This window comes from Novosphingobium sp. (genome assembly GCF_032093395.1).
In the GTDB taxonomy this organism is placed as follows: Bacteria; Pseudomonadota; Alphaproteobacteria; order Sphingomonadales; family Sphingomonadaceae; genus Novosphingobium.
Genome location: NZ_DAMDBA010000021.1, coordinates 1 through 24,936, shown reverse-complemented (window position 1 = coordinate 24,936; position 24,936 = coordinate 1). Strand labels below are relative to the sequence as shown.

The window sequence follows — 24,936 nt, the reverse complement described above, 5'->3', positions numbered from 1 at the left end:
CTCGTGCGCCGGTCCGATGCGGCGTGCCGTCATCGTCGCACCCGCGACGAAACGCCCCGCCGCTTCAGGTCGCTGGCGCGCGGGAGACGATATATGAGCAAAGTTCCCACCACCGTCATCACCGGCTTTCTCGGCGCCGGCAAGACCACGCTGATCCGTCACCTTCTCCAGAACGCCAAGGGCCGCCGCCTTGCGCTCATTATCAACGAGTTCGGCGACGTCGGCGTCGACGGCGAACTGGTGAAGGGCTGCAACGACGAGGCCTGCCCGGAGGACGACATCGTCGAACTGGCCAACGGCTGCATCTGCTGCACCGTCGCCGACGACTTCCTGCCGACCATGCAGAAGCTGCTCGATCGCGAGAACAAGCCCGATCACATCATCATCGAGACCAGCGGCCTTGCCCTGCCCAAGCCGCTGGTGAAGGCCTTCCAGTGGCCCGACATCCGCACCCGCGCCACCGTTGACGGCGTTGTCGCCCTGATCGACGCCGATGCCGTCGCGGCCGGACGCTTCGCCGCCGACGAGGCGGCGCTGGGAGCGGCCCGCGCGGCCGATCCGATGCTCGACCACGAAAGCCCGCTGGAAGAACTGTTCGAGGAACAGCTGGGCTGCGCCGATATGGTCGTACTCAACAAGACCGACCTCGTCGACGCCGACGCCCTCGCCCATGTCGAGAAGCTGGTGCTCGCCGAGACGCGCCCCGGCGTGAAGATCGTGCGGGCGGATCACGGCGCGGTCGACATCGCCGCGCTGCTGGGCATCACCGCCGCGGCCGAGGACGATCTCGATTCCCGCCCCTCGCACATCGACGGGCTGGACGAGGACCACGACCATGACGACTTCGACAGTTTCGTGGTCTCGGGCGGCGACGTCGCCGATCTCGACGCCCTGCTCGCGCGCCTGAAGGACGTGATCGCAGAGCACGACGTTCTGCGCGTGAAGGGCATGGTCGCTGTCGGTGGCAAGCCGAGCCGCCTTATCGTGCAGGCTGTCGGCCCGCGCATCCAGCACTTCTACGACCGCGCATGGCTGCCGCAGGAAGCGCGCCGAACCCAGCTTGTCGTCATCGGCCAGAAGGGACTGGACCGCACCGCCATCGAGGCGGGGCTTGCCGGGGTTCTCGGTACTGTAGCCGCCTGATGCACCTGCTCTCCGCCACGCCGGGAACGATCTCCAACGGCGAGGAGGCGATCGACCTCGACCAGTCTCCCGGCGACATGGTGATCCTCACCGTGGCGGACAGCGAACTCGCCTGCTTTGCGGGCGCGGCGGCGCGAATGCCGGAAGGCGCACCCAGCGTTCGCCTCGCCAATCTTCTGCAATTGCGCCATCCCTACTCGATTGACCTCTATGTCGAGAAAGTGATCTCGCATGCGAAATTCGTCTGCGTGATCCTGCTCGGCGGCAAGAGCTACTGGGGCTACGGCATCGACGAGATCGCCCGCGTCGCGCGCGAGAACGGCATTGCCTTCGCCGCCATTGCCGATGGGCGAGAAGCCGATCCCGCTCTCGACCGCGCCTCCACCCTGCCCGCCGAACTGCGCGAGCGGATGCGCGACTATCTGCGGCAGGGCGGCATGGCCAATGCCCTGTCGTTCCTGCGCACCGCTGCGCGGACCATCGGCCACGATGCAGGCGAACCGGACGATCCGGTGCCCGTGGCCGATGCCGGGCTCTACCTTGCGGGCACCGAACGCGCCGGGCTTGCCGAAGTGCAGGCAGGCTGGACACAAGGTTGCCCGCTCGTGCTGCTGGTGTTCTACCGCGCGCTGATGATCGCAGGCACGACGGACGCCGTGGACGCCATGATCGCGGCGCTGCGCCAGCGCGGTTTCAACGTCGCCGCTGTTCACGTCCGCGCCCTGCGCGAACCTTTTGCGGTGGATTGGCTGGGCGGACTGCTTGGCGAGATCGCCCCTGACGTGATCGTCAATGCCACCAGCTTCGCCTCCTCCTCGGCAGGCGACGACCGCAAGCCGGGCATTCTCGAAAAGGCGGATTGCCCGATCCTGCAAGTCGCCTTCGCGGGCGTCGAGGAAAGCGAATGGCTGGGTTCCGCGCGCGGCCTTGGCCCGCGTGATCTCGCCATGAACGTGGCGCTACCCGAAGTGGACGGGCGTATCTTCACCCGCGCCGTCGCCTTCAAGGCGGCCGAGCGGTTCGACGAAGTGACTCAGTGCGGCATCGTCGTCCCGCGCGTCGCGCCGGACCGGGTGGCGTTCGTCGCCGATCTTGCCGCCAACTGGGCGAGCCTGCGCCGCACCCCGTCCGCCGAGCGCCGCGTCGCGCTGGTGCTGGCGAACTATCCCAACCGCGACGGGCGCATCGGCAACGGCGTCGGCCTCGACACACCCGCCAGCACCGCCGCGATCATCGGCGCGCTGGCCGATGCAGGGTACGACATAGGCGAAGCGCCCAAGGACGGCGCCGCGCTGATGCGCGTGATGACCGGCGGCGTGACCAATGATCACACATCACTGGACCGCGCGGGCGAAGTTTCGCTGCCACTTTCGGTCTACGAAACAGCCTTCGCATCGGTACCCGAAAGCGCGCGCAGGGCCATGGTCGAACGCTGGGGGGAGCCCCCGGCTGACCCCTTCGTGCGCGACGGCGCCTTCCGTCTACCGGTACACCGCTTCGGCAATCTCGCCGTCGCCGTGCAGCCCGCGCGCGGCTACAATATCGATCCCAAGGCCAGCTATCACGATCCGGCCCTGCCGCCGCCGCACGCCTACCTCGCCTTTCACGTCTGGCTGGCGCAGGACTTCGGCGCGCAAGCGGTGGTCCATGTCGGCAAGCACGGCAATCTGGAATGGCTCCCCGGCAAGGCGATCTCGCTCTCGCGCGAGTGCTTCCCGGAGATCTGCGCCGGGCCGCTGCCGCAACTCTACCCCTTCATCGTCAACGACCCCGGCGAAGGCACGCAGGCCAAGCGCCGGATCGGCGCAGTCGTGATCGACCACCTCACCCCGCCGCTGACCCGCGCCGAGACTTACGGTCCGCTCAAGCAGCTTGAAGCGCTGGTGGACGAATATTACCTCGCCGCCGGGATGGACCCGCGCCGTCTCGACCGCTTGCGGCGGGACATTCTCGATCTGGCCCGCAGCCACGGCCTCGACCGCGATGCCGGAGCCAGCGGTGACGATGACGACGCGCTTTCAGCCATCGACAATTACCTGTGCGAGTTGAAGGAATTGCAGATCCGAGACGGTCTGCATATCTTCACGAAGTCGCCCGAAGGCCGCTTGCGGCGCGACCTGCTGGTCGCGCTGGCCCGCACGCCGCGCGGGTATGACCATGCCGGGCAGGCCTCGTTGCTGCGTGCGATGGCCGAGGATTTCGGGCTCGACTTCGATCCGCTCGACTGCCGCATGGGCGATCGTTGGGACGGCGCCCGGCCAGAAGCACTGAAGGCTGTTTCCGACGAACCATGGCGCACCCATGGAGATACGGTGGAACGTCTCGAACTGCTGGCTGCGGAACTGGTCGCCCCTCGTCGTCCCGGACTTGATCCGGGACCGCTGGCAGTACTTGAGGCGCTTCCTCGCGAGCAAGGCGCGGCTCGGCCAGCGGTCCCGGATCAAGTCCGGGACGACGTAGTGCCGGGCACCCGTACCGCCGCTGTTCTCCACGCCATCGCGACCGACCTTGCCCCCCGCATCGATCTCTGCGGCCCACGCGAGGCCGAAGCCCTGCTGGCCGGCCTCGACGGCCGCTTCGTCCTGCCCGGCCCTTCGGGCGCGCCCACGCGCGGGCGGCCCGACGTATTGCCCACAGGCCGCAACTTCTATTCGGTCGATACCCGCGCCGTGCCTACCGCCGTCGCCTGGGAACTTGGCCGCAAGTCCGCCGACCTGCTGGTGGAGGACTACCTCCAGCGCGAAGGCGAATATCCCAAGGCCATCGCCCTTTCCGCATGGGGCACCGCCAACATGCGTACCGGCGGCGACGACATCGCGCAGGCCCTCGCCCTGATGGGCGTGCGCCCGCGCTGGGATTGGACTTCGGGCCGCGTGGTCGGCTTCGAGGTGATGACCGTGGCCGAACTCGGACGCCCGCGCGTGGACGTGACCTTGCGCGTCTCCGGCTTCTTCCGCGATGCCTTCCCCGAACAGATCGACCTGATCGACAGCGCCGCACGCGCGGTGATGGCGCTCGACGAACCGCTGGGCGACAACCCCGCCGCCGAGCGTCACCGCGCCGAAACCGCCAAACTCGTCGAAGATGGCGAGGCCGAAACGCAGGCCACCCGGCGCGCCGGAGCGCGCGTGTTCGGCTCCAAACCGGGTGCCTACGGCGCCGGACTTCAGGCGATGATCGACGAGAAGATCTGGCACGAACGCGGCGATCTGGCCGATGTCTATCTCGACTGGGGCAGCTATGCCTATGGCGGCGGCGTGGAGGGCGATGCCGAGCGCGGCCTTTTCGCCGCGCGCCTCGCCTCGGTCGATGCGGTGGTTCAGAACCAGGACAACCGCGAGCACGACTTGCTCGACAGCGACGATTACTACCAGTTCGAAGGCGGCATCGCCGCCGCTGTGGAGCAGCTGAAGGGCCGCGCGCCGATCAGCTATCATAACGACCACAGCCGACCGGAACGCCCGGTCGTCCGCACGCTGGAGGACGAAATCGGCCGCATCGTGCGCGGGCGCGTAACCAATCCCAAGTGGATCGCGGGCGTGATGCGCCACGGCTACAAGGGCGCGTTCGAGATCGCCGCCTCGGTCGATTACCTCTTCGCCTTTGCCGCCACGACCCACGCGGTGAAGGATCACCACTTCGACGCCGTCCACACTGCCTTCATCGAGGACGAGGCGGTGCGAGACTTCATGGCGGAGGCCAACCCAGCGGCTCTGCGCGAAACCGCCGCGCGCCTTGCGGAGGCGCTGGAGCGCGGTCTCTGGAAACCCCGATCGAACAGTGCGGGCCTGATGCTCGCTGAACTCTCTGGAGCATGACCATGGTGCAGCGTACCGATGAACAGCACGCCGAGAAGATGAAGAAGAAGCAGGCCGCGCATGACAAGATCATGGCCGGAAAGACGGTGGAGAAGGGTCTGCTGATCGTCCACACCGGCAAGGGCAAGGGGAAGACCACCGCTGCGCTGGGCATGGTGGTGCGCGCCATCGGCCATGGCAAGAAAGTGGGCGTCGTCCAGTTCGTGAAGGGCGCGATGACCACCGGCGAGAAGGTCGTCTTCGATGCCTTCCCCGACCAGGTGGAATTCAAGCCGATGGGCGAAGGCTTCACCTGGAACACCCAGGACCGCGCCCGCGATATCGCGCTTTCGCGTGAGGCGTGGGAGGAAGTGAAGCGGATGGTCGCCGATCCCGCCTACGACATGGTGCTGGCGGACGAACTCAACATCGTGCTGCGCTACGACTATCTGCCGCTCGACGAAGTGCTGGAAGTGCTGACCGCGCGCGGCGAAATGAAGCATGTGCTCGTCACCGGCCGCAATGCCCCGGAAGCGCTGATGGATGCAGCGGACCTGGTGACGGAAATGACGCTGGTGAAGCATCCATTCCGCTCTGGCGTAAAGGCGCAGGCAGGCATAGAATTCTGACGATGCCACCCCGCTTCGGCCCCGCTTTTCAGGACGAACTCGCCGCGCTGCTGGAATGGCGGCGCGATGTGCGCCATTTCCGCAGCGACCCGCTGGACGAGGATACGGTAGCCGAACTGCTGGCCACCGCCCAGCTTGCCCCTTCGGTCGGCAATTCGCAGCCCTGGCGCTTCGTGCGGGTCCGCTCGGCCGAACTGCGCGAGCAACTGGCGCTGCATGCCGATGCGCAAGTGACGCGGGCCGGATTGTCCATGTCGGAGGAGCGACGCGCGGCGTACTCTGCCCTGAAGCTCCACGGGATGCGAGAGGCTCCCGAGGTCATCGCCGTGTTCTGCGATGACGCTACCGCCTCCGGCTCAGGCCTTGGCGCCGCGACGATGCCGGAAACCAGGGGCTATTCGGTGGTCCTGGCGATCCATACGCTCTGGCTGGCGGCACGGGCGAAAGGGCTGGGGCTTGGCTGGGTTTCCGTGGTCGCGCCGGGCCATGTCGAAAACGTGCTGGGCGTCTCTCCAGACTGGCGGCTCATCGCCCTGCTCTGCCTGGGCCACCCGCTGGAGCCGGACGACAGGCCAGAACTCGAACGGCGCGGCTGGCAGTCGCGGCTGGATTGGCAGGCCAACGTCAGCGAGCGCTGACTTGCGCCGCCAGAGCTTTCGCCGCCTTGATGTAGGCCGGGCCTCCGCAGACGGTCCAGGCCTGCGGAATGGCTACGCGCGGGATATCCCGCAGGACCGGGTGATGGATCATCTCGGTGCCCTGATCGGAGACCCGCTGCGTCGCGCTGTCGATCACGATATAGTCGGGATGCGCCATCGCCATCTCTTCAAGGCTCATCTGCGAAAGAGAAGGTTTTCCCAGCTTTCCGGCGAGGTTGACCAGGCCTACCCGCGTCATCAGATCGTCCACCAGGGTGCCCGTGCCGGTAAGGTAGCCGCGCCGTTGGTAGTAGGCTGCCACTCTGCCCCGACCGGCGCTGCGAAGCCCCGCAAGCTGGGCATTCATTCGCACGATCATCGCCTCTCCTCGCTCCGGATGTCCCACCGCACCGGCCACGGCGCGGATGGAGGCGAGAATGCCTGCGTAATCATGCGCAGACTTGAGGTCGAGCGAGGTATAGTGCTGGTTCTTCAGCACGGCGATGGCCGGATTGCGGCGTGCCGGCATGCCGATCACCAGATCGGGATCGGCCGCCAGAACCTCTTCCGCCGAACCGCCGAAGACCGGCAGGCTTCGTGCGGTTTTCGCGACGTCCGACATGTCCGGGTCGGAAGCATAGCGGGTCAGCCCGGCGATCTGCTCCCGGTCGGCAAGCGCGACCAGCAGTTGATCCGCGCAAAGGTTGAGCGAGACGATCCGGCGGGGCCGATCCTTTGCACGCGTCTCCTCGGCAGGTGCTGCCACCCCCGGCGATGCCGCGGTCAATGGCGCCGCCAGCAGGAGGCAGGGGACAAGCCGAAGATAGCGATGGATTTTTCCGAAGCTCATGTCATGGGCTCCTTACCAACACGGACCCGGGACACAAGCGTGACGGGCAGCCAATCGCATGCGAGGTTATCGTGCAGAGCCGCAGTTCGTCCCGCCCCCGCTCCTCCCCTCCGTCGCTCCAGCGCCATTCGGCCCTGATCCCGCTACTGAGTATCACGCTGGTCGCCACGGCTTTTGCTTCACTGAGCGTCGGGCCGGTGTCGCTGGGCTGGAGCCGGATGTTCGCTGCGCTCGTCGATCCGGCGCATGATCGCGTCGCGCGTGCGATCCTGCTCGAACTGCGTCTGCCCCGCACGCTGATCGGCCTGACGGTTGGCGCCATGCTTGGCCTGGCCGGAGCGGTCCTCCAGGGTTATTTGCGCAATCCACTGGCCGAACCCTCGGTTCTCGGTGCGTCCAACGCCTCGGCGCTGGGAGCGGTCATCGCGCTCTACTTCGGGCTGTCCGAATGGCATCCGGTGATGCTGCCCCTGCTTGCCATCGCCACCGGCCTGATCTCGATCGCCCTGCTGTTCGCCCTCGCCGGAAGATCCGAAAGTCCGCTGAGCCTCATCCTCGCCGGGATCGCCGTTTCCACGCTGGCCGGCGCCGGGATCAGCCTGGCGCTCAACCTTTCGCCCAATCCCTTCGCGGCCATGGAGATCATGTCCTGGCTGCTCGGCTCGATCGAGAATCGGGCGATGGAGCATGTCTGGATCGTCCTGCCCTGCGTGGCCATCGGCGCGGCACTGCTTTTGGCCAATCCTCGTGCGCTCGACGCCTTGTCTCTCGGCGAAGACGGTGCGCGCTCGCTCGGCGTCGATCTGCGCCTTACGCGCAACCGGTTGATGCTGGGCGTGGCGATCGGCGTGGGCGGCGCCGTGGCGGTATCGGGCGCCATCGGCTTCGTCGGCCTGATCGTGCCGCACCTTATCCGCCCCCTGACCGACCGCAGCCCTTCCGCCCTGCTCCTGCCGTCCATGCTGGGCGGCGCGGTGCTGCTGACCGCCGCCGACATTCTCGTGCGCCTGATCCCCACCGATGCCGAACTGAAGCTGGGCGTGGTGACGGCGTTCCTCGGCGTGCCGGTGTTTCTCTTCCATCTGCTCCGGGAACGCCGCCTGTGGTGACCATCTCCATCGAAAACCTGCATGTCCGCCTCGGCCGTCGCCAGGTTCTGCGCGGCCTTTCCGCTACGCTCCGGCCCGGTGCGCTGGTCGGGATCATCGGACCGAACGGTGCGGGCAAGTCCACGCTTGTCCGGGCCATGCTCGGCCTCGCTCCCCTGGCGGACGGCACGGTCTTCGTGGACGGAGAACCCCTTCCGCGGCTCCAACCCCGCGATCTGGCACGGCGCGTCGCCTATCTGCCGCAAGGGCAGACCCTGCATTGGCCGCTTACGGTAGAGCGCCTCGTCGCACTCGGCCGCTTGCCGCATCTCGGCCCGATGTCGCGGATTTCCGAGGCCGACGAGGCCGCCGTGCAAGAGGCCATGGCCCGCGCCGACGTGACGGAGCTGGCCGCCCGCGTGGCGACCGAACTGTCCGGCGGCGAGCGTGCCCGCGCCATGCTGGCCCGCGCCCTCGCGGTCGGTGCCCCGGCGTTGGTGGTGGACGAACCGCTCGCCTCCCTCGATCCCGGACATCAGATCGACGTCATGGACCTGCTCGCGCGCGAGGCGCATGACGGCAAGCTGGTCGTCGCGGTGCTGCACGACCTGACGATGGCGGCCCGCTATTGCGACCGGCTGCTATTGGTGAACGGCGGCGAACTCGTTGCCGATGGCGCGCCGCGGGACGTCCTCACGACCGAGCGCCTTAAGGCGGTCTACGGCGTGACCAGTCATGTCGACATGGCCGGGCCGCTGCCTTTCGTCATCCCGCTCGAACGGGCGGAACGCTGAAAACGGGAGAGGAGCACGCGGGCGCTCCTCTCCCGTGGGGTATCAGGTAACCTGGAAACCAGCCCAGAAGGGATCGGCCTGGTCGATCCAGATCGTGTTGAAGCCGGTGGCTATGGCCGAACCCTCGATCGAGGGAATGATCGCCGGCTTGTCGCCCAGCATGACTTCCTGCTCGACCCGGCCGATGAAACGGCTGCAGATGTAGCTTTCATGCACGAAACGCTCGCCCACCTTCAGGCGGCCGGTGGCATGAAGGTGCGCAATGCGCGCCGAGGTGCCGGTGCCGCAGGGGCTGCGGTCGATCGCCTTGTCGCCGTAGAACACGGCGTTGCGGCCATCGGCGCCTTCGTGCTTGGGCTTGTCGGCCCAGAGGACGTGGCTAACGCCGCTGATCGTGGAATCGAGCGGATGGCTCGGCTCGTACTTCGCGCGCACGGCTTCGCGGATACGGCCCGAAAGTTCGATGATGCGCGAGGCGCCAAGGTCGTCGAGGCCGGTGTAATTGCCCTGAGGTTCGACGATCGCGTAGTAGTTGCCACCGTAGGACACGTCGATGGAAAGCGGTCCGATGCCCTCGACGTCCACCTCGATGCCGCGCTCGGCGACATAGGCGGGGACGTTGGTGATGCGGACCGAAGTGACCTTCGGACCATCAACCTCGTAGGCGATCTCGATAACGCCCGCCGGAACCTCGACCCGCAGCTTGCCAGGCGTTGCGGGCTGGATCAGTCCGTGCTCCAGACCGAAGGTCACCATGCCGATGGTGCCATGGCCGCACATCGGCAGGCAGCCGGATGTCTCGATGAAGAGGATGCCGATGTCGTTCGCGGCATCGGTCGGCGGATAAAGGAAACCGCCCGACATCATGTCGTGCCCGCGCGGTTCGAAGCACAGGCCGGTGCGGATCCAGTCGAAGCGCGACAGGAAATCCTGGCGCCGTTCGGACATGGAGGCGCCCTTCAACAGCGGAGCCCCGCCCGCCACAAGGCGAACGGGGTTACCGGCTGTGTGGCCGTCGATGCAGAAGAAAGTGTGCCGCATCGACGCTCCCTTATGCTGCTGCCGCGACCGTCAGGTCGGGACGGGTAGCGGCGGCCTTTTCGACCATCGCGATCACCTGAGCGCGGCGTTCGCCCTCAAGGACGTAGCGCGGAGGCAGGACGCGCTCCGAACCACGACCCATGACCTGTTCGGCCAACTTGATCGACTGGACCAGATCGTGGTCGGCATCGAGGTGGAGGAGCGGCATGAACCAGCGATAGATTTCCATGGCCTTGGCGTGATCGCCACGCTCGAAAGCCTTGACCAGTTCCACCGATTCCTTCGGGAAGGCGTTGGTCAGGCCCGAGACCCAGCCCTGGGCGCCGAGGTAGAGGCCTTCGAGAGCCACGTCATCGAGGCCCGCGAACAGGGTGTAGCGATCGCCGAACTCGTTGCGGAAGTCGGTGAAGCGGCGGGTATCGGGCGCCGATTCCTTGACCGCGACGATGTTCTTCACATCCACCAGGGCGGCAAGCACTTCCTTGTCGATCACGGTGCGGTAGGCGGGCGGGTTGTTGTAGAGCATGATCGGCAGACCGGTCTGCTCGGCAACGCCCTTGAAGTGGGCGACGAGTTCGTGCGGCTTGGTCACGTAAACCATCGGCGGCAGCAGCATGAGGCCATCGGCGCCGGCCTTTTCGGCGGCCTGGGCATAACGGACAGCGCGGCGCGTATCGAACTCCGAAGTGCCGGTAACTACCGGAACGCGGCCGTTCACGGCTTCGACGATGGCCGAGAGAACCTGGACCTTCTCTTCGAATTCGAGCGAGTTGTTCTCGCCGACGGTGCCGAGCGCGATAACGCCGGTGACGCCGTCGTTGATGAGATCGTCGACGACGCGCTGGGTATCGGCGAGGTCGATCGACAGGTCCTCACGGAGCTGCGTCGTAACTGCCGGGAACACGCCCTTCCAACCAATTGCCATGTAACTTCTTCCTACTCTCTCTGAATTGAGATATCGTATACGATATTATGTAGTGCGCGACAATTGCAAAATTCGCACGCTTGCAATTCTTTTGAGCAAGCAAGCGCGGCCGCACCAACGATGGCACGGGCAAGGCGAGGCTACGAGAGAGTATTGGGGATCGAATGCTTGCGGCGCGATAATGCGCTCGACGCAGGGCCGCCGGTTTTCAGGAAGCGCTGTGATCCATCAGGCGGAAAATATGGCGCTTGCTTTAATGTCGGGTTTTCGTGCGGATCAGAACGTTTTCCGGGGGAGCACGCTCCCCCGGATGGATTTGCTTCAGAAATGCCAGCGCAAGTTGGCGAGCACCCTACGCAGCTGACCGTACCAGCCGGCGTTGAAGAAGCCGACGTTACGGTAATAGGTCTTGTCGAGCACGTTCGTGGCATTGACGCCGACACTGACGTTGGGAGACAGGTCGTATCGCATGAGGAGATCGAGCAGGACGTAGCTGCCTTGCGAAACGGTGCCCGTGGCCGTCACGGGTTGGCCGTTGCTCTGGAAAGCACCGGTCGGGATCGGCATGGATCGATAGATCCGGCTCTGCCAGGTTCCGCCTCCGCCCAGGGTCAGGGCGCCGATCTTGTAGGTCGTGTTGAGCTTGGCCAGGTGCTGCGGCGTATCGGGGGAGAAGCGACTACCGTCGGCATTCTCGCTGTGCACATAAGTGTAGCCACCGGCGATGCGCCAGTCCGGCGTCACCGATCCCGCAACCTCAAGTTCCGCGCCCCAGGTCTTCACGCCGCTGACGGCGCGATAGGGCGAAGTGCCGTCCGGGAAGGGATCCGCGCCCTGGATCAGTTCGGCGACATTGTCCTGCTTCATGTGGAAGCCGCTGACGGCTGCATAGAGGCGCTTGTCGAAGAATTCGCCCTTGAAGCCGAATTCGTAGTTCGTGCCCGTCAGTGGGGCGAGCTGTTCGTAATTCGCGTCGCGCTGGGTCTGTACCGTGAAGACCTGGGCATAGCTCGCGAAGGCGGAGACGGACGAAGTCAGATCCCAGACCACGCCGGCGTAGGGGGAGAATTTGTTGTCGCCGGTCTTCGTCGTCCGGGTCAGTTCGCCGGCAGTGGCCGCTGCCGTGCTGAAGGTCCGTGCCGTGGTATCGACATCGGTATAGCGTCCGCCCAGGATCACCTTCAGCCCGTCGAAGGGATTGAGGCGAACGGCGCCGTAGAGACTGGTCTGGCGCGTGCGGTCGGTGCTGGAAGGAAAGCCGCGATCGACCGTCGTGGGGCGCGGCACGTCGCCGTCCCAGGTGAAGATGCTGGGAAAGGCCGTGTAGGTCACCCGGTTCACGGTGAAGCTCGGCAGGCCGTAGGCGGGGGTCAGCGTGGTGGCGACGTTCTCAAGTTCGCGGTCGTAATGATTCACGCCCAGCACGACCTCGTGCTCCCGACCGAACAGGCCCAGCGGTCCGGTCGCGTAGCCGTCGAACGAGTCCTCGCGCGTATGGGATATCCCATATGTATTGACGACATTGAGGCCCAGCCCGGTTTCGCGGTCCGGGAAGAAGTTGCTGTTGGAGCCGGCCAGCAGCAGGCTTTCCGTGTCCGTCCAGCGATGGTTGTAGGCCAGGCGCGCAACCCAGCGACCGATCTCCTGCTCCAGCACCGCGAAGGCATTGGTGTTCTCCCGCTGCCAGCGGTTCCAGCGCGCGGCGGCGCTGTAGGAGCGCGGCAGGTCCGTGCGCGATCCATCGCTGAAGAACAGCGGAACCGCGCTCCAGGAACCGCCCCTGCTGTCGGTGCTCAGATAGTCCACCCCGGCGCGCAGACGCGTGGTTTCCGTAATGTCCGCTTCCACGACACCATAGAGGCTGGGCGAGGTATCGTGCTGGAAATCGAGGTAGCTGTCGCGGCTGGTATAGGCGGCGACGGCGCGGGCGCGGATCTTGCCGCTGGCGATGAGCGGCCCGCCGACATCCGCTTCGGCGCGGACATAGTCCCATGAACCGTAGTTCAGGCTGACATTGGCCTTGAGATCCTGCGTCGGGCGCTTGCGGACGAGATTGACCGTCGCCGAAGGATCGCCGGTGCCCGTGACCAGCCCGGCCGCGCCGCGCACGACCTCGATACGCTCGAAGATCGAGGTATCCGGCATCACGCTGTTGCCGCTGGCACCGACGTTGAAGTTGGAAGGAACGCCGTCCAGCTGGAAGTTGGTGATCGTGAAGCCGCGCGCCTGGAAGCGGGTCCGGTTGCTGTCGTAGGACTGGACGGAGACGCCCGGCGTCTGTTCCAGCACGTCCTGCACGGTGATGAGGTTGAAATCTTCGATACGCTGGCGGGTGATCACGGTTACGGCCTGCGGCGTTTCCCGCAGTGTCAGCGGCAGCTTGGCGGCCGTGTTGGTCGCGCCGGTCTGATAGCCGTCGGTCTGGCCGGTGACGAGAATCTCACCCAGACGATCGCTCTGCGCCGCATCGGTGGTTTGCGCCTGAGCGCTTGCCGCCGCCAGCGCCATCAACGCACACCCCGACGCCATGACGCGCCTCATCGTTCTCAACATGTGTCCTCCGCTCGTTATCCTTCCGGCCAGGTCAGGTCCGCTGACGTATCGTTGCGATCTGCCCACCGAGGTTGAGAGGCGCCCTATTTATCTTGAGAAGCATTCGCAATAATGCCAAAGCGGTTTGGCCCGATCGGTGCTTCTTTGGCCCAGCGTGCATGCAACGAAGGTCGATCCACCATGAATGCCCCCGCTCCCGACATGCCTCCGGTCGAGATCCGCAGTCTGGATATGCCGAGAAACCGGACGATCGCGCCCTTCCACGGGCGACAGGCGAACGGTTACTACGATCCGCCCCACTCGCATGATCGGGCACAGTTTTCCTATCGCATCGAAGGATATTCGATCGTGCAGGCCGGCGGGCGCAGGATTTTCCTGCCTCCCGGACGCGGTGTCTGGATTCCGGCCGGCGTCGAGCATGAAGTCACATGTCGCGGCCCCGCCGCCTACAATGCCTTCTACGTCGATATCGAGGCCACCCCTCAGCCCGTGGAAGTGCGGGTGATCACCATATCCCCCCTGCTCCACGCGCTGGTGGAAGCCTTGCTGGAAGAAACGGAAACCTCAAGTATCGTGCGGCGGCAATCGCTTTCAAACCTGGTGCTCGACGAGATCGGGCGGGCTCGGGACATCGGCGCGATCTCGCCGCTCATGCCCCGATCGCCGCGTTTGCGGACGATCTGCGATGCGCTCTACAAGAAACCCTCGCAGCCTCTGGATCTTGACGGTTGGGCGGCGCTTGCCAGCATGAGCCGTCGCACCTTCACGCGCGCCTTCCGCGAGGAAACCGGACTATCGCCCGGTGAATGGCATCATCAATTGCGAATGCATCATGTGGACGGCTGGCTTGAGCGCGGTGTTCCGCTTCAGGAAGTGGCGTTTCGCCTGGGTTATGCCAACACCGCCAGCCTGACGCGCGCATATGCCCGCGCCTTCGGAACGCCGCCACGCCGCAATTCGGGCAGGCCGTCAGGAACGTAACCGACGGCGCCGGGGTTTCCGGCGCCGTCGATAGCCTCAGCCCTGGTCCAGCCCCGCAGCCGCTATGGCCGAGAGGTTGAGGATGCCGCGTGCCGTCACGCCCGGCGTCAGCACGTGGATCGGCTGCGAAAGGCCCATCAGGATCGGCCCCACAGTGGGCGAGCTTGACGACGCTGAAAGCGCGGTAAGCGTGATGTTCGCCGCATCGAGGTTGGGCATGACCAGCAGGTTGGCTGGCCCTTCGAACCGCGCATCGGGTACCAGGCGATCGCGCAGGGCCTGGCTCAGCGCAGCATCGGCGTGCATTTCGCCATCCACCAGCAGGTCGGGCGCCGCCGCTTTCACGATATCGAGCGCCGCCCGCATCTTGCGCGCGCTGGGACTGTGCGACGCACCGAAGTTGGAGTGCGAAAGCAAGGCCACGCGCGGACGCAGGCCGAAATGCTTGAGCTGGGTTGCGCCAAGCTGCGCCATCTCCGCGAGCTGTTCGGGCGTAGGATCCGGCACCATATGCGTATCGGTGATGAACAGTGCCCCGGCATCCAGGATCAGACCCGACAGCGCATAGACGCGGCTGCTGCCCGGCGCCCGGTCGATCACGCGCAGGACATGCTCGATCTGCCCCCAATATTCGGAACGTCCCCCCACGAGCGCCGCATCGACACGGCCGGTGCGCAGCATGAGCGCGGCCGTCAGCGTCGGGCGGCGATAGACGTGGCGCAGGATTTCGTCCGAAGGCACACCCTTGCGCGAGGCGACCGCGCGGTAGGCCTCCACCAGTTCGGCCATGACCTCGTGGTCGGTCTCGGGATCGATCACTTCGACGTCGCGGTCCAGTTCGAAACCGAGGCCGAGGTTCGGCAGCTTCTCCTGGAGCAGCCGACGCCGGGCAACGATGGTGGGACGGGCGATGCCTTCGTCGAGCACATCCTGAACGGCGCGCAGCACGCGCTCGTCCTCGCCCTCGCCGTAGACGATGCGGCAGCCCGATCCGCGCGCCGCCTCGAAGACGGGCAGCATGAGCTGGCCGGAACGGGTGTTCTGGCGGGTCAGCTTGCGCTTGTACTCGTCGAGGTCGATGGTCTTGCGGGCCACGCCGCTGGCCATCGCCGCCCTGGCGACGGCAGTGGCGATCTCACCGATCAGGCGCGGATCGAACGGCGTGGGGATGATGTATTCCGGCCCGAACACCAGCTTGCGGCCACCATAAGCCTGGGCGACGCTGTCATGCGCAGGCAGGCGGGCAAGCGCGGCGATCGCCTCGGCAGCCGCCGCTTTCATCTCTTCGTTGATGGCGGTAGCGCCAACGTCCAGCGCGCCGCGGAAGATGTAGGGGAAGCACAGGACGTTGTTGACCTGGTTCGGATAGTCCGACCGGCCGGTGGCGATGATCGCGTCCGGCCTTACTTCGCGCGCCAGTTCGGGGCGGATTTCCGGTTCCGGGTTGGCAAGAGCGAAGATCAGCGGATTGGGCGCCATCAGCGGCAGCCATTCCTGCTTGAGCACGCCGGGCGCCGAAAGGCCCAGGAACAGGTTAGCACCGGGCAGCACCTCGGGCAGCGAGCGCGCATTGGTTTCGCGGGCATAACGCGCCATGTTCGGCAACATGCCTTCGCGACCGGAATGGATGACGCCGTCCTTGTCGGTCAGCGTGACGTTCTCCACCGGGAGGCCCATCGACACAAGCAGGTCGACGCAAGCCAGCGCCGCCGCGCCCGCACCCGAGGTGACGAGCTTGGCCTCTGCCAGCGTCTTGCCCTGAAGCACCAGCGCGTTGCGCACGGCGGCAGCCACGACGATGGCAGTGCCGTGCTGGTCGTCATGGAACACCGGGATGTTCATGCGTTCCTTAAGCCGCGCCTCGATGGCGAAGCATTCGGGGGCCTTGATGTCTTCTAGGTTGATGCCGCCGAAAGTCGGCTCCAGCAGGGCCACGGCTTCCACGAACTTGTCGGGGTCGGTCGTGTCCACCTCGATGTCGAACACGTCGATATCGGCGAATTTCTTGAAGAGGACGGCCTTGCCTTCCATCACCGGCTTGGAGGCCAGCGCGCCGATCGCGCCAAGGCCCAGCACGGCGGTACCGTTGGAGATCACTGCAACCAGATTGCCGCGCGCGGTATAGTCCAGCGCCTTGTCGGGATCGGCGGCGATTTCCATGCAGGGCGCGGCGACGCCCGGAGAATAGGCCAGGGCCAGGTCGCGCTGGTTGACCATGCGCTTGGTCGGCTCGATGCGGAGCTTACCCGGCTGCGGATAGAGGTGGTAGTCGAGGGCGGCGCGGCGGAGATTGTCGTCCATGGCGGCACCTCATAAGCAAAGGATGCGCGCTTGCCTATGCCTTCTTGGCCAGCATCTTTTCCTCTCCTTGCAGAAGCATCCTTTTACAATTCCGCCAGGACGATGGCGGAAAACGGAGAGTTTTTAAGCGCGCAGCGGTTCCTCCACCGCTTACCCCCAAATTTCACCGGGTTTATCCACAGCTCAGTTTTGAACGCAGGATCGAGCGTCCCACCGTCGCCATCACCGCCGGACCCCGCAGGAAACCGCCCTCGGATAGCGAACCAACCCGTACGGTGCCCGGAAATCTGACTGTCATCAGAATGACTTGTTCACTTCGGTGCAAGGCCGCCCCGTCCAATCGGTGGCTACCCCGGAAGAGGGCCGGGTTAGAAAGATACTGGAGTTTGAATATGCGTATTGCACTTGTTTCGCTCGCCGCAGTTGCTGCCGTCGCCGCCGCCTCGCCCGCTCTTGCGAACGAGACCCGCGTCGAAGCGCGCACCGGCGTGATCTGGGACGGTAGCGACAGCGAAGCCGTGGCTGGCGGCGCCATTGGTTACGACTACGATCTGAACGACAAGTTCTTCGTGGGCGTCGAAGGTTCGGCAGACAAGGTGCTGACCGACAACACCCGCGTCTCGTGGGGCGTGGGCGGCCGCGCCGGCGTGAAGCTTACCCCGGCCACCAAGCTCTATGCCGCTTCGACGTGGCAGTCGAAGTTCTCCAAGTACGGCAACAGCGCCGTCGGCGTGGGTGGCGGCATCCAGCAGGATCTCGGCAGCCGGTTCTACGGCAAGGCCGAATACAAGCACCTGATCGTCGGCGACAACACGCCAGACGCGGACCTCGGCCTCGTCGGCCTCGGCATGAAGTTCTGACCTGACGTCTTTCGTTCCGGCCGGCGTTGTCGCCAGCCACCGAGGCAGGTCGGACGAAGATACGGAAAAAGGGCGGCTTGAAAGAGCCGCCCTTTTTTTCGCTCCAACATGCCTGCCGCCCGGACGATCCGGCATTTCGCCAGCCTCGCTTTTTCGATATCGAAGGTGCTCGCGGGTGGGTTTCGAATTAGGGATTCGGACATGACGGAAATGGCACTGGGACTGGCTCTCCTTGCCGCTGCAAGCCTGCCTTTGTTCACGGAGAGCGAAGATGCCTCGGCTCTGACGGGCCGGGCTGCCGTCGAAAAGCTGGCGGGCAACACGCTGGAAGAGGACGATTCCCAGCTTCCGGGAGAACATGTCATCTTCCTCAAGCCGAACGGCATTGCCCGGATGCGCGAACATGGCGAGAATCAGAAAGTCATGCAGCAGCGGTGGACAATCAGTCCCGATGGGCTGCTTTGCGTGTCGGAAAAGCGCGCGCAGGAAAATCGGGATAGCGAATGCGCCAGCATTTCCATCACCGGCGATCGCGTCGAAATGAGCGTGCCCGATCTGGACGAGCCACTCACCGCCCGGCTGCTTCCGGGAAATCCTTATAAACTCTAAGCCTTACAACCTTTAGGCCCTATAAATTCACGGCAGGTTTTCTAGGCGGCCCGAAGATCGAAGGCCTGGCGCGATTTCTCGACTTCGTCCAGGTTATCCAGCGTCCAGCGGTAGAGCGCCTTGAAGGGAGCGTGCAGCGAACGGCCCAAGGCGGTGATCTCATACTCGACGCCGACCGGCGACGTGGGGATGACCCGGCGGGACAGCAGGCCATTGCGCTCTAGCTTGCGCAGGCACTGCGTCAACGCCTTCTGCGTGACGCCTTCCATGTGACGCTTGATCGCGTTGAAGCGCATCGGGCCGGGGTCCAACACGGTCAGGACCATCATCGACCATTTGTCGGCAATCTGGTCGAACAGCTGCCGGCTAGGGCAGCCGATGTCGAAATGCTGGCATTCGGGCAAGTGGTATCCTCCAGTATACCTAGGCGATTGAAGGTGCCTCATTGACGCTAGGTTTCCAGTTTATACCTAAGGGCCCTATCGTTTCAATGGAGACCTGCCTGCATGTCGGCACCTGATACCGAAGTCCTGTTCCGCCCGTTCAGCATCCGATCGCTCGATCTTCCCAATCGGATCGTCATGGCGCCGATGACGCGCGGCTTCGCGCCCGCAGGCATTCCCGGCACCCCGCAGGCCGCATATTACCAGCGCCGCGCCGAAGGCGGGGTGGGCCTGATCCTCTCGGAAGGCACGGTGATCGACCGTCCGGCTTCGCGCAACATGGCGGGTATTCCCCTGTTCCATGGCGAAACCGCCTTGGCGGGCTGGAAGGACGTGATCGGCGCAGTGCACGCGGCGGGCGGCAAGATGGGCCCGCAGATCTGGCACACCGGCTCCACGGTGGGCCCGGATGGCTGGGATCCGGGCGTGCCGGTCGAAAGCCCCTCCGGCCTGCTCGCCCCTGCGCAGCCGCGCGGCGCGACCATGAGCGAGGAGGACATCGCCGACACCGTATCCGCCTTCGCCCGCGCTGCTGCCGATTCCAAGCGGCTCGGCTTCGACACCGTCGAGATCCACGGCGCGCATGGCTATCTGATCGACCAGTTCTTCTGGTCGGGCACCAACGAGCGCGCGGATCGCTATGGTGGCGCCTCGATCCGCGAACGTTCGCGTTTTGCCGGTGAAGTCGTTGCCGCCGTGCGCGAGGCGGTCGGTCCCGAATATCCGATCATCCTGCGCCTCAGCCAGTGGAAGCAGCAGGACTATCGCGCCCGCCTGGCCGAGACGCCCGACCTCATGGCGGACTGGCTGCAACCCCTCGTCGATGCCGGGGTGGACGTGCTCCACTGCTCGCAGCGTCGCTTCTGGGAGCCTGAATTTGCCGAGATCGATGGCGAGAACGGCCTGAACTTCGCGGGTTGGGCCAAGAAGCTCACTGGCGCCGCCACTATCAGCGTCGGCTCGGTCGGCCTTTCGGGTGAGTTCCTGGGTGCCTTCGGCGGCGAAAGCTCCACCTCGACCGCGCTGGACGGCCTTGTGGCGCGCATGGAACGCGACGAGTTCGATCTGATCGCCGTGGGCCGCGCGCTTATCGCCGATCCCGACTGGGTCGCCAAAGTGCGCGAAGGCGAGACGGCCAAGCTGAAGGGCTTCGACGCCGCTGCGCTGGGCGAACTCGTCTGACGATCTTGCGGAAGCGCCAATCCGGCGCTTCCGCTTCATCCCTCGCGCGTGCGCCTCTGCGCCTGGAAACCGACAAGCGCCACGACCATCGAGCCCAGGCCGAGAACGCCCATTACGCCGGGCACGTCCACGCCCCATGCAAGCAGGCCGGTAACGGCAAGCACGACCACCACCGTCACGGCGGCATTGACGATGTTGTTGGCGGCAATGATGCGCGACCGCTCTTCGGGCAAGCTGTGCATCTGAAGCACGGCATAGAGCGGAACGACGAACATGCCGCCCGAAAACGCAATTAGCACGAGATCGACGAGGATGCGCCATGCGCCCGGTTCCGCCAGGAACTCTCGCACCGAAGCCGCTTCCACGCTGGCTGAGAAACCGCTGGTGGAAAGCCACAAGTCGAAGAGCCCCAGCGCCAGCCCCAAGGCTGAGATCGGCACATAGCGGGTGGAGACCTGCCCGCCGAGCAGCCTGTTCACCGTCACCGATCCCAGTGCGATCATCACCGAGAAGATGACCAGGAACAGTGTGGCGACCTCCTGCTGCGCCCCCAGCGTGCCGCTGACGAGAGGTGCGAATTCCGATACGAGCACGGCCCCTGCCGCGAAGAACCAGCTGATGCCGAGGATGGATAGCCAGACCTTGCCGTCCCCACGAGCATCCCCGCCATGTCGTGCCGTACGCAGGATATGCAGGGTACCGCGCCAGACGTTCCAGTCGATCGGATGCTCGCCGCGCAGCGGAGGCGCGGGCGGAATGGCCCGTGCCGCAAGGTAGCCGGACACGGCGACACCCATGGCAATGAGCCCTGCGGTCCAGGCGGAAACCACCCCTGCCAGCAGCTGCCCGCCCAGGATCGCCAGGAAAGTCCCCGCCTCGAACAGGCCTGTTCCGCCCATGATTTCCTGGCGCTCCAGATGTTGCGGCAGGATCGAGAACTTGACCGGTCCGAAGATCGTCGAGTGAAGGCCCATCAGGAACAGGGCGACCAGAAGAGCCGGAATGACCTGGAACCAGAGGCCATAGAGCCCGATCGTCATGATCGCCACTTCGGCCAGTTTCACCCAGCGGACCAGTCTGGCCTTGTCGATCCGGTCGGCCAACTGTCCGGCCAGGGCCGAAAACAGGAAATAGGGCGCGATGAACACGCCGCTGGCGATCGCGGCCAACATCTCCGCCCGTTCGGGCTGTTCCGCGTAGATGCTGAAGTTCGCCAGGAACAGCATCGCGAATTTCAGAAGGTTGTCGTTGAACGCGCCCAGAAACTGGACGGCGAACATCGGCGCGAACCGTCGCTTGGTCAGCAACGAAAGGTCAGGTGCGGACATGACATTTCCCCCAATCCGCCGACTCGTTAGCGACTTTCCATCGAAATGCCCGGAAAATCTTGCGATCGTACAAGATCACGCACAGACATTCATGCCTGATCATCTACTTACAGCAGCGTCTGGCGTCGCTAAGGATGGTCTCCGGTACCTGCCGCCCTGCGTGAAGAGGAACAGCGATGAACAACCCTCCCAGCCCCCAGGCGACATCCGCCGAAGCCCGGCCCGATAGCGATTGGCCGCTGCGCGCCTGGGGGCTGGCCCTTCTCGGAGGACTGGTCGGCCTGGCGATCTACTGGATCGCCCGTCCCGATGGCGGCCCCGATAGTGGCGGGCGCGATCTCGACCATATGCAGGTCCGCATGGCGCTGGCCACATTCCTCGGGGTGGGTGCCCTGGTGTTCGCCTTCCTCGTGGAGCGCACGCGCATTCGCTGGAGCATTGCCGCCGCCGCCGTCGGCGCAGTGGTCGTGGCGCTCACCATCTACTGGAACGGTCCGTTCGGCGGCCGGCTTGGCGAGGAGCCCTGGCGGATCGTCTGTGCGGTGCTGGCCCTGGTGATCGCGGCGCCCCTGTTCCAGGCCTGGCGCGACGAACGCTATCGATCGCACCAGAGCCGGTTCGCCGTTCCCTATCCCGACGCGCATGGCCATGCCTGGACCAATGTCGTGCTGTGGTGCTCGGCCTGGGTCTTCGTGGGGGTGACCTGGGCCATGGCGCTCCTGCTGGGACAGCTGTTCCGTCTGATCGGAATAGAAGTGCTGAGCAAGGCGCTGGAAAAGGAATGGATGATCCTGCTGCTCACGGGCGCCGCGCTGGGCGCGGGGATCGGGCTGCTGCGCGATCGTGACGGCATACTGCGGCTGCTGCAAAGGGTGGTGACGACGATCCTCGCCGTGCTGGCCCCCGTGCTTGCCCTTGGACTGGTGGTATTTCTGGCTGCGATCCCGTTCACCGGGCTTGCGCCCTTGTGGGATGCAACCCGCTCCACCAGCCCTATCCTGCTCGGCTGCGTGATCGGTGCATTGTCACTGGCCAATGCCGTGATCGGTGACGTCGCCTCTCACGAAGCCCGCAATCCCGTGCTGAGGGCCAGCGTTGCCGCCCTGTGCCTGGCCATGCTTCCGCTGGGCGTGATCGCCGCCATCTCCACCGGCATGCGCATCCAGCAACATGGCCTTACGCCGGACCGTCTCTGGGCGGTCGTGTTCACCGCCATCGCCTGTGCCTATGGCCTGGCCTACCTCGTCGTGCTGGCGCGCCGGCGCATCCACGCTGCCCCCGAACTGCGCGTCGCCAACTTGCGCCTTGCTTTCGCGCTCTGTCTCCTCGCCTTGGTGCTGTCCACGCCGCTGGTCAGTTTCGGCGCGCTTTCCGCGCGCGATCAGGTGGCCCGTCTGGAAAGCGGCCGAACGGCACCCGATGCTTTCGACTGGCGCGCCCTGCGTTTCGATTTCGGCAGCGCCGGCGAGGCTGCCACCCGCCGGCTTGCGGACAGCGGCCGAACGCCGCAAATCCGCGCCGAGGCAAAGAAAGCGCTCGATGCCAAGACCCGCTGGGCGATCGATTCACCCGCGTTCGAGCGAAAGCGGCCGCCGTTCGATCCCAAGCGTCTCGCGGTGCTCCCGCAAGGAACGTCTCTGCCCCAAGGGCTCTACGACAAGCTCATGGAATACGATGCCTGTTCGTTCGACGGCGCCTGCACCGTTCTCCACCGGACCGGCAGCAGCGAGGCAGTCATCGTTACCGCTTCGCAAGCGAACCGCTGGATATTGAAGGACGGATCGTGGAACAGTGCTGCGCGGGAACGGCCAGTGACGGACGCGGATAGTCGCGAGCGCACCGAAGCCGCCCTGCGGGCCGGGAAGGTAGAACTACGCGAGGTCACCCGCCGACAGGTCTATGTCGACGGGCAGCCGGTGGGCGAAGACTTCGAGTGATCCAGGTGGGGTAGCCGGTCAGGCTGCCTCATCCAGAAGCCAGTTGCGCAGCAGGAAATTCACCTGCTCGGGATGTTCCAGCGCCGCCATATGGCCGCAAGAGCCGATCATGTGGAAGCTGGAAGCGGCAATCCGCTCATGGATTTCGCGCGCGTGGTCTGGCGGGGTGATGCGATCGCCGTCCCCCACCACGACCATGGTCGGCACGCCAATGGCTTCCAGGCTGTCGAGCGAGGCGGGACGCGTCATGATCGCGTGCTGCTGGCGGATGAAGGCATCGCCGCCGACGCGGGAGGCCATGCCTCGCATCTCGTCGGCGACCGGTCCCACGGTGTGATCCGAGTGGACCAGATCGCCCAGCAACCGATGCGTGATGCCGACGAACTTGCCCCGGCGCAGGGATTCGATCCCTGCCTGGCGCTGCCGCTGACGCTCCGGCGTGTCGCTGCGGGCGCTTGAATTGATCAAGGCGAGGCGCGACACCCGCTCAGGCGCGCGCCGCATGATTTCGAGAGCGACATATCCGCCCATGGACAGCCCGGCGAGCGAGAAGCGGCGCGGCGCAGCAGCCAGGGTACGCTCCGCCATCGCACCGATCGTGTCGTCCAGCGTCAGATCGGCGATCATCGGTGCGGCCACGTCGGCCAGCGCGTGGACCTGCCCCCGCCAGAGCGCCTGGTCGCAAAGCAGGCCGGGAAGAAACACCACCGGCTCCAGCGCCGGAGCGCGGTTTGCCCCGTTCCATTCGCCGCGCAGCGGAACCGTCGCCGCGCTCGCCGTCATTTCACTCTTTTCGATCGCCAGACTTGCCATTTCGAATCTCCTGCCGCCGAAATGAGCTTGTGCACCTCATCTGTCCAATTCATGATGATGACGATCTCGATACATTATAGGTATGACGTGGAACTTCGACACATTCGCTACTTTCTCGCCGTGGCCGAGGAGCGACATTTCACCCGTGCCGCGCGGCGCCTCGGCATTGGGCAACCGCCCCTCAGCCACCAGATCAAGGATCTCGAACGCGAGATCGGCACACCGCTATTCCATCGCATTCCGCAGGGAGCGGAATTGACCGAGGCAGGAAAAGCGTTCGAGGAAGGCATACGCAAGATCCCCGGCCTCGTGGCCGAAGCAGTGAACGCCGCCCAGCGCGCCGCGACGGGAGAGACCGGCAGGATCCGCGTAGGCTTCACCGGCTCAGCCGCATTCAATCCCCGCGTTCCCCAGGCGATCCGGATCTATCGACGGCGTTTCCCCGACGTGGAACTGAGCCTGGCGGAGCACAACTCCAACGGTCTGGTCGAAGGCCTGAAGAACGGTACGCTCGACGCGGCTTTCCTCCGCCCCGATGCGGTGGACAAGCAGGGGCTGCGGCTGTTCCACCTGGCCGACGAACCCCTGATTGCCGCTCTGGCCTCGGCCCGCATGCCGCATGGCGAACCGATCCGGCTTGAGCAGCTTGCCGAGGATCCTTTCATCCTGACCCCGCGCGCACTTGGCCCCACCTTGTTCGATGCCACGCTGGAGGCATGCCGTCTCGCCGGTTTCGAGCCCGTGCTGGGCCAGTCGGCTCCGCAGGTGGCCTCGGTTCTGGCGCTTGTGGCGGCCGAACTGGGCGTGGCGCTCGTTCCCGAATCCATGCGCGATGCCTCGTTCAAGGGGGTGACCTATCACGACCTGCAAGGCAATGCGCCGAAAGTGGCCCTGGCCCTGGCGGTCCGCCACGACGAACGGGCAGCCACGGTTGCCGCCTTCCTTGCGGAAGCGCGCTTCCCGTCCGAACCCGAGCCCGACTGAAAACGATACCCCAGAAGCGCGAAGGGCGAAATTAGCCGTT

Annotated in this window: 20 protein-coding genes; 12 read left to right on the top strand and 8 right to left on the bottom strand. The window is 65.3% G+C overall.

What is annotated here, in order from left to right; all coding sequences use genetic code 11:
• The first annotated feature begins 93 nt into the window (after nucleotides 1–93).
• Genes cobW through bluB form a run of 4 tightly spaced genes read left to right on the top strand, consistent with a single transcriptional unit; the run spans nucleotide 94 to nucleotide 6,207 of the window.
• Entirely contained in the window at nucleotides 94–1,143 is a 1,050-nt protein-coding gene (cobW, locus tag RT424_RS09725) for a cobalamin biosynthesis protein CobW (RefSeq protein ID WP_313436992.1), read from the top strand.
• Complete coding sequence (gene cobN, locus RT424_RS09720; protein ID WP_313436990.1) at nucleotides 1,143–4,961, top strand: cobaltochelatase subunit CobN; 3,819 nt, start codon at nucleotides 1,143–1,145, stop codon at nucleotides 4,959–4,961. Before cobW ends, cobN begins: the two co-directional genes overlap by 1 nt.
• A 2-nt stretch (nucleotides 4,962–4,963) precedes the next feature.
• Complete coding sequence (gene cobO / locus RT424_RS09715; protein ID WP_313436986.1) at nucleotides 4,964–5,569, top strand: cob(I)yrinic acid a,c-diamide adenosyltransferase; 606 nt, start codon at nucleotides 4,964–4,966, stop codon at nucleotides 5,567–5,569.
• Nucleotides 5,570–5,571: 2 nt separating this feature from the next.
• Nucleotides 5,572–6,207, top strand: a complete 636-nt coding sequence (bluB, locus tag RT424_RS09710) for a 5,6-dimethylbenzimidazole synthase (protein ID WP_313436983.1) — start codon at nucleotides 5,572–5,574, stop codon at nucleotides 6,205–6,207.
• Here the strand turns inward: bluB and RT424_RS09705 are convergent.
• Nucleotides 6,194–7,057: an ABC transporter substrate-binding protein gene (locus RT424_RS09705; RefSeq protein ID WP_313436981.1), complete on the bottom strand. Its 864-nt coding sequence runs from the start codon at nucleotides 7,055–7,057 to the stop codon at nucleotides 6,194–6,196. The two genes, bluB and RT424_RS09705, sit on opposite strands and share 14 nt — an antisense overlap.
• 134 nt (nucleotides 7,058–7,191) lie before the next feature.
• Here RT424_RS09705 and RT424_RS09700 point away from each other — a divergent pair, with 134 nt between their 5' ends.
• Both RT424_RS09700 and RT424_RS09695 read left to right on the top strand, forming a co-directional pair.
• The gene (locus tag RT424_RS09700) at nucleotides 7,192–8,166 is read left to right on the top strand and encodes an iron ABC transporter permease (protein WP_313437070.1); all 975 of its coding nucleotides are present in this window, start codon (nucleotides 7,192–7,194) and stop codon (nucleotides 8,164–8,166) included.
• Nucleotides 8,160–8,939 (top strand): ABC transporter ATP-binding protein, encoded by a 780-nt coding sequence (locus RT424_RS09695; RefSeq protein WP_313436978.1) that lies wholly within the window; start codon nucleotides 8,160–8,162, stop codon nucleotides 8,937–8,939. Before RT424_RS09700 ends, RT424_RS09695 begins: the two co-directional genes overlap by 7 nt.
• 42 nt (nucleotides 8,940–8,981) lie before the next feature.
• Here RT424_RS09695 and RT424_RS09690 read toward each other — a convergent pair whose 3' ends face one another.
• The 3 genes from RT424_RS09690 to RT424_RS09680 all read right to left on the bottom strand — a co-directional run bounded on the left by RT424_RS09690 (nucleotide 8,982) and on the right by RT424_RS09680 (nucleotide 13,434).
• Nucleotides 8,982–9,980 (bottom strand): 4-hydroxyproline epimerase, encoded by a 999-nt coding sequence (locus RT424_RS09690; protein ID WP_313436975.1) that lies wholly within the window; start codon nucleotides 9,978–9,980, stop codon nucleotides 8,982–8,984.
• 10 nt (nucleotides 9,981–9,990) lie between these two features.
• The gene (locus RT424_RS09685; protein WP_313436973.1) at nucleotides 9,991–10,905 is read right to left on the bottom strand and encodes a dihydrodipicolinate synthase family protein; all 915 of its coding nucleotides are present in this window, start codon (nucleotides 10,903–10,905) and stop codon (nucleotides 9,991–9,993) included.
• A gap of 321 nt (nucleotides 10,906–11,226) precedes the next feature.
• Nucleotides 11,227–13,434, bottom strand: a complete 2,208-nt coding sequence (locus RT424_RS09680; protein WP_313436971.1) for a TonB-dependent siderophore receptor — start codon at nucleotides 13,432–13,434, stop codon at nucleotides 11,227–11,229.
• A 204-nt stretch (nucleotides 13,435–13,638) separates the two neighbouring features.
• Here RT424_RS09680 and RT424_RS09675 point away from each other — a divergent pair, with 204 nt between their 5' ends.
• Nucleotides 13,639–14,439 (top strand): helix-turn-helix transcriptional regulator, encoded by an 801-nt coding sequence (locus tag RT424_RS09675; RefSeq protein ID WP_313436969.1) that lies wholly within the window; start codon nucleotides 13,639–13,641, stop codon nucleotides 14,437–14,439.
• A 36-nt stretch (nucleotides 14,440–14,475) separates the two neighbouring features.
• Here the strand turns inward: RT424_RS09675 and RT424_RS09670 are convergent, their stop codons facing one another.
• Nucleotides 14,476–16,740 (bottom strand): NADP-dependent malic enzyme, encoded by a 2,265-nt coding sequence (locus RT424_RS09670; RefSeq protein WP_313436967.1) that lies wholly within the window; start codon nucleotides 16,738–16,740, stop codon nucleotides 14,476–14,478.
• Nucleotides 16,741–17,132: 392 nt separating this feature from the next.
• Between RT424_RS09670 and RT424_RS09665 the strand changes: the two genes are divergently transcribed.
• Entirely contained in the window at nucleotides 17,133–17,600 is a 468-nt protein-coding gene (locus RT424_RS09665) for an outer membrane beta-barrel protein (protein WP_313436964.1), read from the top strand.
• A 201-nt stretch (nucleotides 17,601–17,801) separates the two neighbouring features.
• A complete protein-coding gene (locus RT424_RS09660; protein WP_313436961.1) occupies nucleotides 17,802–18,209 on the top strand; it encodes a hypothetical protein in 408 nt (135 codons plus the stop codon).
• 41 nt (nucleotides 18,210–18,250) lie between these two features.
• On the opposite strand, the gene RT424_RS09655 is transcribed toward RT424_RS09660, so the two are convergent.
• The gene (locus RT424_RS09655; RefSeq protein ID WP_313436958.1) at nucleotides 18,251–18,613 is read right to left on the bottom strand and encodes a helix-turn-helix domain-containing protein; all 363 of its coding nucleotides are present in this window, start codon (nucleotides 18,611–18,613) and stop codon (nucleotides 18,251–18,253) included.
• A gap of 102 nt (nucleotides 18,614–18,715) precedes the next feature.
• Between RT424_RS09655 and RT424_RS09650 the strand changes: the two genes are divergently transcribed.
• On the top strand, nucleotides 18,716–19,834 hold the full coding sequence (locus tag RT424_RS09650; protein WP_313436955.1) for an NADH:flavin oxidoreductase: 1,119 nt from the start codon (nucleotides 18,716–18,718) through the stop codon (nucleotides 19,832–19,834).
• A 35-nt stretch (nucleotides 19,835–19,869) separates the two neighbouring features.
• Here RT424_RS09650 and RT424_RS09645 read toward each other — a convergent pair whose 3' ends face one another.
• On the bottom strand, nucleotides 19,870–21,162 hold the full coding sequence (locus RT424_RS09645) for an MFS transporter (RefSeq protein ID WP_313436952.1): 1,293 nt from the start codon (nucleotides 21,160–21,162) through the stop codon (nucleotides 19,870–19,872).
• 176 nt (nucleotides 21,163–21,338) lie between these two features.
• Between RT424_RS09645 and RT424_RS09640 the strand changes: the two genes are divergently transcribed.
• Nucleotides 21,339–23,099, top strand: a complete 1,761-nt coding sequence (locus RT424_RS09640; RefSeq protein WP_313436949.1) for a DUF4153 domain-containing protein — start codon at nucleotides 21,339–21,341, stop codon at nucleotides 23,097–23,099.
• 18 nt (nucleotides 23,100–23,117) lie between these two features.
• Here RT424_RS09640 and RT424_RS09635 read toward each other — a convergent pair whose 3' ends face one another.
• The gene (locus tag RT424_RS09635) at nucleotides 23,118–23,912 is read right to left on the bottom strand and encodes an alpha/beta fold hydrolase (RefSeq protein WP_313436946.1); all 795 of its coding nucleotides are present in this window, start codon (nucleotides 23,910–23,912) and stop codon (nucleotides 23,118–23,120) included.
• Nucleotides 23,913–23,999: 87 nt separating this feature from the next.
• On the opposite strand from RT424_RS09635, the gene RT424_RS09630 reads away from it, so the two are divergent.
• The gene (locus RT424_RS09630) at nucleotides 24,000–24,896 is read left to right on the top strand and encodes a LysR family transcriptional regulator (RefSeq protein WP_313436944.1); all 897 of its coding nucleotides are present in this window, start codon (nucleotides 24,000–24,002) and stop codon (nucleotides 24,894–24,896) included.
• The last annotated feature ends 40 nt before the right edge of the window (nucleotides 24,897–24,936 follow it).

Coding starts and splice junctions, on each gene's coding strand:
- cobW (WP_313436992.1), top strand. CDS start 94: ATGAGCAAAGTTCCCACCACCGTCATCACCGGCTTTCTCGGCGCCGGC.
- cobN (WP_313436990.1), top strand. CDS start 1,143: ATGCACCTGCTCTCCGCCACGCCGGGAACGATCTCCAACGGCGAGGAG.
- cobO (WP_313436986.1), top strand. CDS start 4,964: ATGGTGCAGCGTACCGATGAACAGCACGCCGAGAAGATGAAGAAGAAG.
- bluB (WP_313436983.1), top strand. CDS start 5,572: ATGCCACCCCGCTTCGGCCCCGCTTTTCAGGACGAACTCGCCGCGCTG.
- RT424_RS09705 (WP_313436981.1), bottom strand. CDS start 7,057: ATGAGCTTCGGAAAAATCCATCGCTATCTTCGGCTTGTCCCCTGCCTC.
- RT424_RS09690 (WP_313436975.1), bottom strand. CDS start 9,980: ATGCGGCACACTTTCTTCTGCATCGACGGCCACACAGCCGGTAACCCC.
- RT424_RS09685 (WP_313436973.1), bottom strand. CDS start 10,905: ATGGCAATTGGTTGGAAGGGCGTGTTCCCGGCAGTTACGACGCAGCTC.
- RT424_RS09680 (WP_313436971.1), bottom strand. CDS start 13,434: ATGGCGTCGGGGTGTGCGTTGATGGCGCTGGCGGCGGCAAGCGCTCAG.
- RT424_RS09675 (WP_313436969.1), top strand. CDS start 13,639: ATGAATGCCCCCGCTCCCGACATGCCTCCGGTCGAGATCCGCAGTCTG.
- RT424_RS09670 (WP_313436967.1), bottom strand. CDS start 16,740: ATGGACGACAATCTCCGCCGCGCCGCCCTCGACTACCACCTCTATCCG.
- RT424_RS09665 (WP_313436964.1), top strand. CDS start 17,133: ATGCGTATTGCACTTGTTTCGCTCGCCGCAGTTGCTGCCGTCGCCGCC.
- RT424_RS09660 (WP_313436961.1), top strand. CDS start 17,802: ATGACGGAAATGGCACTGGGACTGGCTCTCCTTGCCGCTGCAAGCCTG.
- RT424_RS09650 (WP_313436955.1), top strand. CDS start 18,716: ATGTCGGCACCTGATACCGAAGTCCTGTTCCGCCCGTTCAGCATCCGA.
- RT424_RS09645 (WP_313436952.1), bottom strand. CDS start 21,162: ATGTCCGCACCTGACCTTTCGTTGCTGACCAAGCGACGGTTCGCGCCG.
- RT424_RS09640 (WP_313436949.1), top strand. CDS start 21,339: ATGAACAACCCTCCCAGCCCCCAGGCGACATCCGCCGAAGCCCGGCCC.
- RT424_RS09635 (WP_313436946.1), bottom strand. CDS start 23,912: ATGGCAAGTCTGGCGATCGAAAAGAGTGAAATGACGGCGAGCGCGGCG.